Source organism: Miniphocaeibacter massiliensis, from assembly GCF_900232905.1.
In the GTDB taxonomy this organism is placed as follows: domain Bacteria; phylum Bacillota; class Clostridia; order Tissierellales; family Peptoniphilaceae; genus Miniphocaeibacter; species Miniphocaeibacter massiliensis.
Genome location: NZ_OCTQ01000002.1, coordinates 37,631 through 51,433 on the forward strand (window position 1 = coordinate 37,631; position 13,803 = coordinate 51,433).

At 29.6% G+C, this 13,803-nt stretch carries 10 protein-coding genes and 1 other annotated feature; all 10 genes read right to left on the bottom strand.

The genetic code is table 11. The features are described from left to right. Nucleotides 1–2: 2 nt before the first annotated feature. On the bottom strand, nucleotides 3–2,816 hold the full coding sequence (gene uvrA / locus CS899_RS04245; protein WP_100064920.1) for an excinuclease ABC subunit UvrA: 2,814 nt from the start codon (nucleotides 2,814–2,816) through the stop codon (nucleotides 3–5). 8 nt (nucleotides 2,817–2,824) lie between these two features. Beyond that, nucleotides 2,825–4,795, bottom strand: coding sequence for an excinuclease ABC subunit UvrB (gene uvrB / locus CS899_RS04250; RefSeq protein ID WP_100064921.1), 1,971 nt, complete (start codon nucleotides 4,793–4,795; stop codon nucleotides 2,825–2,827). A gap of 127 nt (nucleotides 4,796–4,922) precedes the next feature. Continuing rightward, the gene (locus tag CS899_RS04255) at nucleotides 4,923–5,882 is read right to left on the bottom strand and encodes a DUF1002 domain-containing protein (protein WP_100064922.1); all 960 of its coding nucleotides are present in this window, start codon (nucleotides 5,880–5,882) and stop codon (nucleotides 4,923–4,925) included. Nucleotides 5,883–5,952: 70 nt separating this feature from the next. Continuing rightward, on the bottom strand, nucleotides 5,953–6,294 hold the full coding sequence (locus CS899_RS04260) for a hypothetical protein (RefSeq protein WP_100064923.1): 342 nt from the start codon (nucleotides 6,292–6,294) through the stop codon (nucleotides 5,953–5,955). Then, nucleotides 6,284–7,573: a DUF1576 domain-containing protein gene (locus CS899_RS04265; protein WP_100064924.1), complete on the bottom strand. Its 1,290-nt coding sequence runs from the start codon at nucleotides 7,571–7,573 to the stop codon at nucleotides 6,284–6,286. The genes CS899_RS04260 and CS899_RS04265 overlap by 11 nt, the downstream gene beginning before the upstream one ends. Nucleotides 7,574–8,006: 433 nt before the next feature. Then, nucleotides 8,007–9,644, bottom strand: a complete 1,638-nt coding sequence (gene ilvB, locus CS899_RS04270) for a biosynthetic-type acetolactate synthase large subunit (protein WP_100064925.1) — start codon at nucleotides 9,642–9,644, stop codon at nucleotides 8,007–8,009. A gap of 9 nt (nucleotides 9,645–9,653) precedes the next feature. Next, a complete protein-coding gene (ilvD, locus tag CS899_RS04275) occupies nucleotides 9,654–11,327 on the bottom strand; it encodes a dihydroxy-acid dehydratase (RefSeq protein WP_100064926.1) in 1,674 nt (557 codons plus the stop codon). Nucleotides 11,328–11,347: 20 nt separating this feature from the next. Then, the gene (ilvC, locus tag CS899_RS04280) at nucleotides 11,348–12,331 is read right to left on the bottom strand and encodes a ketol-acid reductoisomerase (RefSeq protein WP_100064927.1); all 984 of its coding nucleotides are present in this window, start codon (nucleotides 12,329–12,331) and stop codon (nucleotides 11,348–11,350) included. Between the two features lie 19 nt (nucleotides 12,332–12,350). Then, nucleotides 12,351–12,548 carry a hypothetical protein gene (locus CS899_RS04285; protein WP_100064928.1) on the bottom strand — a complete coding sequence of 66 codons (198 nt, stop codon included), beginning with the start codon at nucleotides 12,546–12,548 and terminating at the stop codon, nucleotides 12,351–12,353. A 68-nt stretch (nucleotides 12,549–12,616) separates the two neighbouring features. Continuing rightward, nucleotides 12,617–12,833, bottom strand: a binding site (T-box leader). A 295-nt stretch (nucleotides 12,834–13,128) separates the two neighbouring features. Further along, on the bottom strand, nucleotides 13,129–13,440 hold the full coding sequence (locus CS899_RS04290; protein WP_100064929.1) for a hypothetical protein: 312 nt from the start codon (nucleotides 13,438–13,440) through the stop codon (nucleotides 13,129–13,131). Nucleotides 13,441–13,803: the final 363 nt, after the last annotated feature.

The following is a 13,803-nucleotide window of genomic DNA, read 5'->3' on the forward strand; positions in this document are numbered from 1 at the left end:
TCCTATAACATTTTCTTTAAAAACTGTCCTGTATAAGACTTTTCAACCTTTGCTATATCTTCTGGTGTTCCTGTAGCTATTATTTCTCCACCACCTAACCCACCTTCTGGACCTAAATCAATTACATAATCCGCTGTTTTTATTACATCCAAATTATGTTCTATAACTATTACTGTATTACCTTGCTCTACTAAAAGATCTAAAACTTTAATCAATTTGTGAATGTCTGCTGTATGAAGTCCCGTTGTTGGTTCATCAAGTATATAAATTGTCTTTCCTGTTGATCGTTTGCTAAGTTCTGTTGCCAATTTTACCCTTTGAGCTTCTCCTCCTGATAGTTCAGTAGAAGATTGTCCTATTTTTATATAACCTAAACCAACATCATTTAAAGTTTCTAATTTTCTTCCTATTGAGGGTAAGTTTTCAAAAAACTTTACGCCTTCTTCTACTGTCATATCCAGTATATCGGCAATATTTTTATCTTTATACTTTACTTGTAATGTCTCTCTATTGTATCTTTTTCCACCACATACTTCACAAGGAACAAATATATCAGGTAAAAAATGCATTTCTACTTTTACTGTTCCATCACCTTTACAAGCTTCACATCTCCCACCTTTTACATTAAAACTAAATCTTCCTTTTTTATACCCTCTTAATTTAGCTTCATTGGTAGATGCAAATAAATCTCTTATTTGATCAAATACTTTAGTGTATGTTGCAGGATTTGATCTTGGGGTTCTACCTATTGGAGACTGATCAATTTGAATAACTTTATCTAATTTATCTAATCCTTCTATACTTTTATATTTTCCTGCTTTAAATTTTGCTCTATTTAATTCCTTTGCTAATATTTTATATAATATTTCATTTATTAGACTACTCTTACCCGATCCTGATACTCCTGTAACACAAGTAAGTACTCCTAATGGAAATTTAGCTGTTATATTTTTTAAATTATTCTCAGAACAACCAGTTAGTTTTATATAATCTTTAGGTTTTCTTCTTACTTTAGGAACTTCTATTTTTTTTGCTCCTGCTAAATATTGTCCTGTTATAGAATTTGAATTATTTTCAATATCTTTAATAGTACCTTCTGCAACTACTTCTCCACCATGAATTCCAGCTCCTGGTCCAATATCTACGATATAATCTGCCATTCTCATAGTATCTTCGTCATGTTCAACGATAATTAAAGTATTTCCTATATCTGTCAAACCTCTAAGGGCTGCTAACAGTTTATCATTATCTCTTTGATGTAACCCTATACTCGGCTCATCTAGTACATAAACAACACCTACAAGAGCTGATCCTATTTGTGTGGCAAGTCTAATTCTTTGTGACTCACCTCCAGATAAAGTTCCTGAAGCCCTAGACAAAGTTAAATATTCAAGACCTACATTTTCTAAAAATTGTAGTCTTTCTATAATCTCTTTTACAATTTCCGAAGCTATAAAAGTTTTTTGTTCTGATAGTTTGAGTTCTTTAAACCATTTTAAAGAATCATGTACTGCCATATCTGTAATATCTATTATATTATTTTCATCTATTTTTATTGAAAGATATTCATCTTTTAGCCTTTTACCATGACACATAGAGCATTCTATCTCTGTCATATACTCAGAAATTTTATCATGTGTAGCTTCCCCTGCTTGATTATATCTTCTTTCTAAATTACTCAAAACTCCTTCAAATTTTCCTTTATATTTTTTCCAACCACCAAAGTGACTATCAAAAGAAAATTCTAATTCATCATCACCTGTCCCATAAAGTATTTCTTCTATCATACCTTCTGGTGAATCTTTTAAAGGTTTATCAACTGAATATTTATACTTACTTACTATTGCATTTATTATTTCATAATAGTAAGTTCCTGGTTTTGAAGTTGCAAATGGCTCTATTGCTCCTTCAGAAATTGATAAATTATAATTTGGAATTATTAGTTCTTTGTCTAATTTAGTATGAAATCCTAGTCCGTGACATTCTGGACACATGCCAAAAGGATTATTAAATGAAAATGATCTTGGTTCTATTTCGTCATATGATATATGTCCGTCTGGACAAGACATTTTCGCACTAAGTGTAAATGTTTCTCCATCTATAACTTGAATTTTTACTATATCATCAGCAAGTTTTAAAGCTGCCTCTATTGAATCTGCAAGCCTTGCATCTATTCCATCTTTTACTATTATCCTATCAACTACTATATCTATATCATGTTTTTTCGTTTTAGCTAATTTTATTTCATCAGCTAATTCATACATTTCTCCATCAATTAAAACTCTTATATAACCTTCTTTTTTCATGTTTTCAAGAAGTCTAACATGCTCACCTTTTTTCCCTTTAATTACTGGAGCAAGCACTTGTATTCTAGTTCTTTCTGGAAATTCTTTAACTTTATCTACCATTTGGTCAACTGTTTGACTTGTTATTTCTTTACCACAAACTGGACAATATGGAGTTCCTACTCTTGCATATAACAATCTCAAATAATCATATATTTCAGTAACAGTCCCTACCGTTGAACGTGGATTTTTACTAGTTGTTTTTTGATCAATAGAAATAGAAGGAGATAATCCTTCTATATATTCTACATCTGGTTTTTCCATTTGTCCTAAAAATTGTCTGGCATAACTAGACAAAGATTCAACATATCTTCTTTGCCCTTCTGCGTATATAGTATCAAATGCTAAAGAAGATTTCCCCGAACCACTTAAACCAGTTAATACCACCATTTTATCCCTTGGCAGAACCAAATCAATATTTTTAAGATTATTTTCTTTAGCACCTTTTATAATAATTTTATCTAAACTCAATTTATCACCTAATATTCTTTTTTGAATTTTTTAATTTGATCCCTTAAATTTGCAGCTCTCTCAAATTCTAGAGCTTCTGCAGCTTTATACATATCTTCTTCCATACTAATAATAAGTTTTTCTATATCTTCCTTTGTAATTGAATCTTTTTTAATAATATCGTAATTTTCTATCTCTTCAGCTACATGAGTAGCCGCTATAATATCTCTTATTCCCTTATTTATAGATTCTGGAGTTATATTATGATCTATGTTGTACTTATTTTGTATTTCTCTTCTTCTATTAGTTTCTGTAATGGCTCTATCCATAGATCCTGTAATGTTGTCAGCATACATTATTACCCTACCATCAACATTTCTAGCAGCTCTACCAATAGTTTGTACCAAAGAAGTCTCTGATCTTAAAAATCCTTCTTTATCAGCATCTAAAATGGCTATTAACGAAACTTCAGGAAGATCTAAACCTTCTCTCAGTAAGTTAATCCCAACTAAAACATCATATACTCCTAATCTCAAATCTCTAATTATTTCCATTCTTTCTAGAGTATCTATGTCTGAATGCAAATAAGTAACCTTAATATCAAGTTCTTCTAAATATTTGGTTAAATCTTCTGACATCTTTTTAGTAAGAGTAGTTATTAATACTCTTTCTTTTTTTTCAATATTCTTATATATTTCAGTAACTAAATCATCTATCTGGTTTTTAGTTGGTCTAACTTGAATTACTGGATCAAGTAATCCTGTTGGTCTAATAATTTGCTCTACTTCTTGACTTGCATGCTCTTTTTCATATGGCCCAGGTGTTGCAGATACAAATAGTATTTGATTTATCATAGACTCAAACTCTTTGAATTGTAGTGGTCTATTATCCAATGCTGAAGGAAGTCTAAAACCATATTCTACTAAATTCGTTTTTCTTGACTTATCCCCCTCATACATTCCCCTTATTTGAGGCAATGTAACATGTGATTCATCTACCATAATTAAAAAGTCTTTTGGAAAATAATCGATTAATGTATAAGGCTTAGAACCTGGTTCTCTACCACTTAAATGCCTAGCATAATTTTCTATTCCTGTACAAAACCCCATTTCTGCCAACATTTCTAAATCATAGTTCGTTCTTTGTTCGATTCTTTGTGCCTCTAAAAGTTGGTTTCTACTTTTAAAATATTCTATTCTTTCCTCAAGTTCATCCTCTATAGTAACCAAAGCTCTTTTTACTTTTTCTTCTGATGTAGCAAAGTGTGAAGCTGGGTATATTGCAATATGGTCTCTAGTTCCTATGATTTCTCCAGTAAGAGAATTAATTTCTGTGATTTTTTCTATTTCATCACCAAAGAATTCAACTCTTACACTATTTTCATCTTGAGATGCTGGAAAAATATCTAAACTATCACCTCTAACTCTAAAAGTACCGCGAGTAAAATTAATATCATTTCTAACAAATTGAATATCTATTAATTTTCTCATTACTTCATCTCTATCCTTAATCATTCCAGGTCTTAGAGAAACAACTAAATTTTCATAGTCTATCGGATCTCCTAAACCGTAAATGCAAGAAACTGAAGCCACTATTATAACATCTTTTCTTTCAAAAAGAGACATAGTTGCTGAGTGGCGAAGCTTGTCTATTTCTTCATTTATTGAGCTGTCCTTTTCAATATAAGTATCACTTTGAGGAACATATGCTTCCGGTTGATAGTAGTCATAATAACTTACAAAAAACTCAACTGCATTATCTGGAAAAAACTCCCTAAATTCACTTGCTAACTGATATGCTAATGTTTTATTGTGAGCTATAACTAGTGTAGGTTTTTGAACTTTTTCTATAATATTTGCCATAGTGAAAGTTTTTCCTGAACCTGTTACTCCTTTTAATGTTTGAGCTTTTATATTATTATTTATTCCATTTACCAATTTATCTATCGCCTCTGGCTGATCACCAGTAGGTTTGAATTTTGAATGTATTTTAAATTCCAAAATATCACCTCTCTTGAACAATTGTTCGTTTATATATTATACCCTAATTTCTCATACTTATCAAAAGTATTTCTTACTTAGAATAAAATAAAAAAGAACTCTAAATTCGAGTCCTTTTTTATGATTTTTAATTAAATAATCCTACTATACCTTCATAAACATCTCTAAAAAAACCTGCTATCTTATCTAAAATTCCACTCTCTTCAGCTTTGTCATATAAATCTGTAGCACCGTCTACAATTGCCTCTTTCCACTTTCCAAGCTGTTCTTTCACTTGTTCAGAATTTAAAGCATCTGTATTAACATATTTTTCAAAATAAGAAATTAATTTATCAATTTGATCTTTTGTTACAATATTCTTTAAATCATATTTTTCTAAAGATTCTTCAACCACTTTTCTAATTTCTTCTAATGTTGGTGTTCTATCTTGTTTTTCGCTAATTTCGGATAAATCAGTTTTTATTTCAGTAACTGCATTATTAAGGTCAGATGCTGAAAAATCTTTGTTACTTTTATTGCCTTGACTAATTTCATTTACAGTATCGATCTCATCCTGTGCTACTTCCATTCTATCTTCATCTAACTCTACACCATTAGCTTCAAAAGCCTTGTAAACTCCAGTTAACGCTGACTCTCCTGTAACTGGTCTTACTGCTCCTACAAGGACTGTTGCATCTTCAACTCCAGCAGTTAAACAAGCATTTGCATATTGCTCAGAAGTTATTTGAGTTATGTTTTTAGGAGTTTTTATAACTACATTTACTCCCTTTCCTTCATTTTCTTTTGTTACTAAAACTGAAGAAATCATATTTGAAGGATTGTTTATATCTCCCCCAATATATTTAACTAATTCTTTATGTGTTACTTTCACAGAATTTACATTGTCTTCATCTTCAATTCCTACAAGTTTCATAGTTTCTTTTATTTGCGATTTATTTAAAGATTCTCCATAAACAAATGTTGGCTTACCCCATTTTTCATTTATTACCTTTGTATCTATTTCATTTGCAAATACAGTAGCAGAAGAACTTAATACTATAGTTCCTGCCATAAATATAGTTGACATTTTTTTTAATAATTTATTCATTCTTACCTCCTAAGTATAAATAGATTATAGCATAGGTTATGTCATTGAAAATCTAAGAAATTTCTACATTTTATATTTTTCTAGTTGCAAAAAAAGATAATAACTCTCCATCATATGATATTGCTCCTTCATCTAGCATAGAACCTAGCAAATCTATGTCATTAACATTGTCACTATACCCTAGTAAAGCACTGTAATATTCTTCAGTTATGCTTGTTCTTTTATCATTCATTAGTGCATTTAATCTATCTAAATCCTTAGGTTTTTTTGATGTCTTTCCTTCCGCAATTATTGTTAATACTTCATCTGTAACTTTCAATCTAAAATTTATATCCTCTACTCCTCTTTCCATCATATAGTTTAATATTGAATTTACTATTCTTTTTGAATTAATTATATCTCTATTTCTCATTTGTCACCTTTCTCCTTCTTATCGCTGTTGAAATAGAATCAAAAATTGGTACCAATGTAGCAGCTATAAACCCTCCTGAAAATCCGTTATTGTAAAGGTTCATCCCTCCATGTAAATATCCAACATTTGCAACTACTGCCGTATGGCAAAAACCCGCTATAATCCCTGCTAAAATACCATATTTACCAGCTATTGGGGCTAAAGTTGTTCCAAATAATGCAGCTAATAACGAACTAGTACTCTTGCTATCATATATATTTAATGATGTAGCTAAAATTACTCCCAAAAATATTGGAATTGTGTTTTTAGGATGTTTACCAAAAGCAGCAAAACCACAAATTGTAAATATCCCACCAATTGTAGGACCATTTAAGTCTCCACCTACCAATAAAACATATGAGGTACCTATCATCCCCATTATTCCCATGTTTATTAAGGTTACTGGAAATCCATATAAATGTACAAAATCTGCTATTAATTGACCTGTATTATCTAATATTTCTTTATATCCTTTTATCTTATTGCTATTTAAAATAAACCCTATTAATAATATTATTCCAAATAATAAGTACATTACAATTGATAGTTCTTTGTTATTTCCTGATGAAACTATATTTACTATTGCAACATCTTTATTAAACATTTTTAAAACTGCTGTTGCAAACATACCTACTATACCAGCTGTAAATCCAACATTATATAAATTAAATCCCTGATGAAACCTTAAAAATGCTTGTGATAAAGGTGGAAGTACAAATCCTACTATAATTCCTGCTATATAAGATACTATAATTCCTTTTACTATTGGAAAATCAAATCCAAATGCTAATTCTCCAACTAATGGACCAAGTGCTGAACCAAATAATGCTGGTAGAAGATATGAACTAAAATTAGTTTTTTCAAATTTAGAATATAAAAATACTCCAACTGTAATTGGAATAGTATTAAATAAATTTTTACCAAAGAATGAAAATCCACCAACTGTAAAAACAGCTGCTATTAATGTACCATTCATTTCCACACCTGTTTTTTGAATCATTAATGTAGAAATTAATATCATAAATCCACTATTAAAAAAGGCTCCTCCTATGTCTCCAACTTCCATATAATCTGTTATTAAATTATCTGGAGAAAATACTATTTCCTTTATTCCTGAAAATATCTCATAAGGTGTATTAAATATTAGTGATACAATAATCAAATATAATGCTAATAGATATAATAGTATATATCTTCCATAATTCTCAAATCCAAAGTATTTATCTATGTTATTTTTCATTTATCCCCTCTCCAATTAAGTAAATCACTTCTTTTAATTATATTATATTTTCAATTAAAATAATAATATAATTAACAAACATAAATGTAAACAAGTTATTTATTTTAATCTATATAATTTTTTATTATTCTATATTTTTGCTTTATTAAGTATAATCTTTTTAAGCTTATGTATGTAATATAAATTATTTTTATACTTAATAGATTGAATATTAATGCTATTTTTTAGTATACTAATAATCTATTTTCTACAGATAAAATCAGAAAATATTTCTTAATAAATCCTTATCATATTAAATATATATAGCTTTATTATTTAGTATAATGATATAAATTGCACATTTAACTATTTGTTTTCATTTATGTATATAACATGTAGTTATATAACTATAATCATTCTTTACAAAGAAAAAACCAAGATATTAATCTTGGTTCTATCTTTCTATTATATTATTTATACTTTTACCTGCCGCAACCATTGGGTATGCCCAATCATCATGGTCTATCATGCATTCTACTATGTTTACAGTGTTTTCTAGTTCATTAGATTTTAATACTTTATCTAGTTCTTCTACATTATTTACTTTTCCTAAATAGTTTACTCCATAAGCCTTTGATAAGTATTCTAAATTTAAAGCATCGTAAATATCCGTTTGTGAATATCTATTATTTTCAAATATCCCTTGCCACTGCCTTACCATTCCTAATGTATTATTGTTAAATACAAATATAGTAACTGGAATTTTATAAGTACTCAAAGTAAGAACTTCATTATGATTCATCCTAAATGAACCATCTCCTGTTATTAACACAACTGGTGTTTCAGGTTTTGCAATTTTTGCTCCTATTGCAGCACCTACTCCAAACCCCATAGTTCCTTGACCGCCAGATGTAATTACTCTATTAGGATATTTAGCTTTCCAATACATCATTGTCCACATTTGGTGTTGTCCAACATCTGTTACTACAACTGCTTCTTCACTAAATATCTCTTCTATCTTTTCAATATATTGCCTTGGTAGAAAATTTTTTTCTGTTTTCGGTAATTTTTCATGATTGAAGTTATTTTCAAAATTAACATCTTTTAATTCTTCTAACATAATTTTTAATATTTCATTAAAATCGCCTAATATTTCAATTTCTGATTCAATATTTTTATTAAATTCTGTTCCATCAACATCCATATGAATTACTTTTGCATTTTTACTAAATCCTCTTCTATGACCTATAGCTCTATCCGAAAATCTTACGCCTACACCTAATATTACGTCTGCATTATAAACTAATATATTTGTATTTTTTTGTCCATGCATTCCAACTATTCCATAAGATTTTTCATCTGTCATGTCAAATGCACCCATACCCATTGTAGAGTTCATAACAGGTATATTCAAACTATTTGCAAGTTTTGTTAACAATTTAGAAGAATTACTTCTTATTACTCCTCCACCTGCATATATTATTGGATTTTTAGAATTTCTAATTAAATCGCAAGCTTGCTTTATACTATCTATACAATCTAAATGTCTTGTATCTTTATCTATACCAAGAGAAGTATATTCATAGTCCTGAATTTCTTTTTCCATAGCATCTTTTGTTATATCAACTACTACTGGACCTGGTCTTCCACTTCTTGCTATATTAAAAGCCATTTGTATCGCTTTTCCTATTTTATAAGGGTCAGTAACTAGTACATTATATTTAGTTATACTCATTGTAATTCCTGTTGTATCAACTTCTTGAAAAGAATTTTTACCAAGTAATTGTTGTCCTACTTGGCCAGTTATTACAACTAATGGAATAGAATCTGAATAAGCTGTTGCTATACCCGTTATAGTATTAGTTGCTCCAGGACCAGACGTTGCAATACATACTCCTGTTTTTCCAGACCTTCTAGCAAAGCCATCTGCAGCATGTGTTGCTCCTTGTTCGTGGCTGGTTCTATATATATTAAAAGTTCCATCACGATAAAGTGCATCAAACAAAGGTATAACCGCTCCACCTGGATAACCAAAAACAGTATTTATTCCTTCTGCTTTCAAGCATTTTAATATATAATCTGAACCTTTCATAAACACTCCTTAATCATTTAAATAAGCATCATTTATAAAACATGCTCCCTTATCTGCTGATGATACTTTATCTCTATACCTTGCCAAGTATCCATCCACTTCTTTTAGCTCTGGTTTAAAATTCTTTAACCTACCTTGTATTTCTTCATCAGATAAATCCACTTTTAATACTCCATTTGGTATATCTACTATAATAGTATCTCCATCCTCTATTATTCCTATTGGTCCTCCTTGAGCTGCTTCTGGTGAAACATGTCCTATTGCCGCTCCTCTTGAACCACCAGAAAATCTACCATCTGTAATTAATGCAACTGAAGTATCTAATTTCATTCCATTTAAAGCAGCTGTTGGTGAAAGCATTTCTCTCATTCCTGGTCCACCTTTTGGACCCTCATAGCGAATTATTATAGCATCTCCTGGCTTTATTTCTAAACCTAAGATTTTTTTGTAAGCTTCTTCTTCACTATCAAATACTCTTGCTTTCAAGGTAGCTGTCATCATTTCTGGAAGTACTCCTGAAGCTTTTACAACAGCTCCATTTGGTGCTAAATTGCCAAATAAAACTTTTATTCCTCCTACTGGAGAATATGCATTTTCTATAGTTCTTATTACACCACCAAAATATTTTCCTTCTATTAACTCTCCCATTGTTTTTAAAGATACTGTCATACATTCTTTATTTATTACACTATCTTTTCTTGAAAGTTGATCCAGCACAGCATATATTCCACCACTTGCATACAAATCTTCTATATAATCTGTTCCTGCTGGTGATAATTTACATAGATTTGGTGTTATTTTACTAACTTCATCAAGGTCATTTAATGTTAATGGTATTTTTGCAGCTTCTGCTATTGCTAGTAAATGAAGAACTGTATTTGATGAACATCCCAATGCCATATCCATAGCTAAAGCATTTTGGAATGCTTTAAGTGTCATAATATCTCTCGGTTTTACATCATTTTTTACAAGTTTCATTATTTGTTGTCCAGTTCTTTTAGCTAAAACTTTTCTTGCTGAATAAACTGCAGGTATAGTCCCATTTCCTTCTAGTGCCATACCTAAAGATTCAGTAATACAATTCATAGAATTTGCTGTAAACATTCCTGAACAAGATCCACAAGTTGGACATGCATTTCTTTCTATTTCATCAAACTCTTCTCTATCCATTTGGTGATTTGCTAAACTTCCAACAGCTTCAAAACTTGAAATTAAGTCTACATCCCTTTTAGTAGTTTTACCTTTTAACATAGGTCCACCACTAACTATAATAGTAGGTATATTAAGTTTAGCTGCTGCAATTAAAGCCGCTGGTACAGACTTATCACAATTTGGTATAATTACAAGTCCATCAAATCTATGAGCTTTTACCATTACTTCAATAGTATCTACAATTAACTCTCTAGATGGTAAACTATAATGCATTCCACTGTGATTCATTACTATTCCATCACAAACAGCTATTGAAGGAAATTCAAAAGGTACTCCACCTTCCATGTATATTCCCTTTTTTACTTCATCCGTTATTTGACGAAGATGTATATGCCCTGGAACTATTTCATTAAACATATTACAAACACCTATAAAAGGTTTACTCATGTCATTTTCATCTATTCCTAAAGCTCTCAATAACGATCTATGTGGAGATCTCTCTGTACCCTTCTTTATATTTTCACTATTCATTAAATCACCTTATCTTTAATTTATTTTTTTATAAATTTCATCATCGATCTTAACTCTTTTCCAGTTTCAACTATTGGATGAGCTAATTCTTCTTCCACTCTTTGATTATAGTATTTTCTTCCAGTCTTATTTTCTTCTATCCAATTTTTAGCAAAAGTACCGTCTTGGATATCTTTAAGTACATTTTTCATTTCTTTTCTTGTTTCATCAGTTATAATTCTTCTACTAGTTACATAATCTCCATACTCTGCAGTATCTGAAATAGAATATCTCATATTTTCAAATCCGCCCTCATAAATTAAGTCAACTATTAATTTTAATTCATGTAAACATTCAAAATAAGCTATTTCCTTTTGATAACCAGCTTCAACTAACGTGTCAAATCCAGCCTTTATAAGTTCAGTTGCTCCGCCACAAAGTACTGCTTGTTCTCCAAAAAGATCTGTTTCTGTTTCTTCTTTAAATGTTGTTTCTATAACACCTGCTCTAAGTCCACCAATTCCTTTAGCATATGCTAATGCAATATCTTTTGCTTTACCTGAATAATCTTGATAAATAGCTATAAGAGCTGGAACACCCATTCCCTCTTGGTAAACTCTTCTTACCAAATGACCTGGTCCTTTAGGAGCAACCATAAATACATCTATATTTGTAGGAGGAACTATTTGCTTATAGTTAATATTAAAACCATGTGCAAATGCTAATGCTTGACCTTCCCTCAAATATGGAGCTATTTCATTATCATAAACTTCTTTTTGTTTTTCATCAGGTAATAAAATCATTAAAATATCAGCTTCTTTAGCACAGTCAGATACTGATTTAACTTCTAGTCCGTTTTCTCTAGCTTTTTCTACAGACTTTGAGTCTTCTCTTAATCCAACCATAACATCTACTCCACTTTCTTTTAAGTTAAGTGAATGAGCATGTCCTTGACTACCATAACCTAAAATTGCAACTTTTTTACCTTCAAATATTCCTAAATCTCCATCTTTTTCGTAATACATACTAAAACTCCTCCTAAAATTATTGTATTTTTACATCCACAAGTTTGGATAAAAATAAATGAACATCACTATAAATCTCTTCATCCACATATAAAGTTAAATTTTCATCTGTCATTTTAAGTTCATTAAAAGAATACCTTTTATTTCTTAGTACAGATAAAACTCTCATACATGAATCCATTCCATTATTCAATTTTGCTACTAACATTCTTTCCATTATTATCCATCCTTTCGTAAATATGAGTAATTATAAAAAAAAATCTCTCCTCACCATGTCATAAAAGACACAGGGACGAAAGAAACTCCGCGGTACCACCCTAATTGTGTAAAACACCACTTATATTAAACAATTAACATTATATAACGGTAATTCCGACTTTACTTACTAAAACTTTCAGTAAAATAGCTATAGAGTGATTTTAAAATAAATTACTGCCAGTTTTCACCAAACACTAACTCTCTAAAAATAATTTTATTTTACTATCTCTATAATTGCATTTATTTTTGTTTAATATTTTTATTATGTTATCACTTTTTCTAGCTAAAGTCAAATAATAGTTAAATATATTTTTCAATATTTATACATTATTAACTATGAACTTCTCTTATCTTAGTAAAATTATTCTCTATTGTTACATATTTATTAGTAAGTTTACTATTGGAATACTTCTATTTGCCAATATTCCACCTATCCATTCATGTATAAATATGCTTTATTGTCATAATTTAAAATATATAATTTTTTCTAAATTCTATTCCATTACTTCTTCCTCACTTTTATCATCGCCAAGTTCTATTTAATATTCAAATTCTTCTTTTTCTATTGGTTTTCCTTCCATTCTATCGTTTTCATACCGTTCTATTCTCATCTTGTGTTTTCCAAGTTCTATTTTATAATTAATTAGCTGTATGATCTGTTGCTTATTGCCATAGTCTCCTGAACGAACTGGCTTATCATTTACAAATATATGAATGTCAACATCTTCTTTAAAGTTTTTTGTAGATATATTTAATTCTACAGGATTATTAAATCCATTTTTATAATCTTCTGCTGGTCTATATAAAGTAATCCTATTTGATCTTGATTTTTCTCCTATAGAATTTCCCAAATAAATTTCCTACTTTTTTATTTACACTTATTATTGTAATAACTATCGCAATAAATAGATATAAAAAATATTATATATTTATCTTGAAATATATTATAAAATATTTATCAAAAAAAGATTATTTATTAAAAATTTAAAGGAGTAAAAATGAAAAAACAATTATTAACAAAAGCTTATTAACTATATTTATTGCTTTTGTTGCAGCATTTACCTTTATAACTTTAGGATCTTCTACATCTGAAGCCCATAGTACTATACCTTCAAATTATACTGGTCACTTTGCTAAAAGTTATAAGCAATATTATGCTAATCTAGGAAAATATGGAGAAACTAAACTTTCTGAGCTATCTCCTTCAAAAGATA

Excerpts from the sequence above, each read along its gene's own strand:
- CS899_RS04255 (WP_100064922.1), bottom strand. The coding sequence starts at position 5,882 with ATGAATAAATTATTAAAAAAAATGTCAACTATATTTATGGCAGGAACT.
- CS899_RS04260 (WP_100064923.1), bottom strand. The coding sequence starts at position 6,294 with ATGAGAAATAGAGATATAATTAATTCAAAAAGAATAGTAAATTCAATA.
- CS899_RS04265 (WP_100064924.1), bottom strand. The coding sequence starts at position 7,573 with ATGAAAAATAACATAGATAAATACTTTGGATTTGAGAATTATGGAAGA.
- ilvB (WP_100064925.1), bottom strand. The coding sequence starts at position 9,644 with ATGAAAGGTTCAGATTATATATTAAAATGCTTGAAAGCAGAAGGAATA.
- ilvD (WP_100064926.1), bottom strand. The coding sequence starts at position 11,327 with ATGAATAGTGAAAATATAAAGAAGGGTACAGAGAGATCTCCACATAGA.
- ilvC (WP_100064927.1), bottom strand. The coding sequence starts at position 12,331 with ATGTATTACGAAAAAGATGGAGATTTAGGAATATTTGAAGGTAAAAAA.
- CS899_RS04285 (WP_100064928.1), bottom strand. The coding sequence starts at position 12,548 with ATGGAAAGAATGTTAGTAGCAAAATTGAATAATGGAATGGATTCATGT.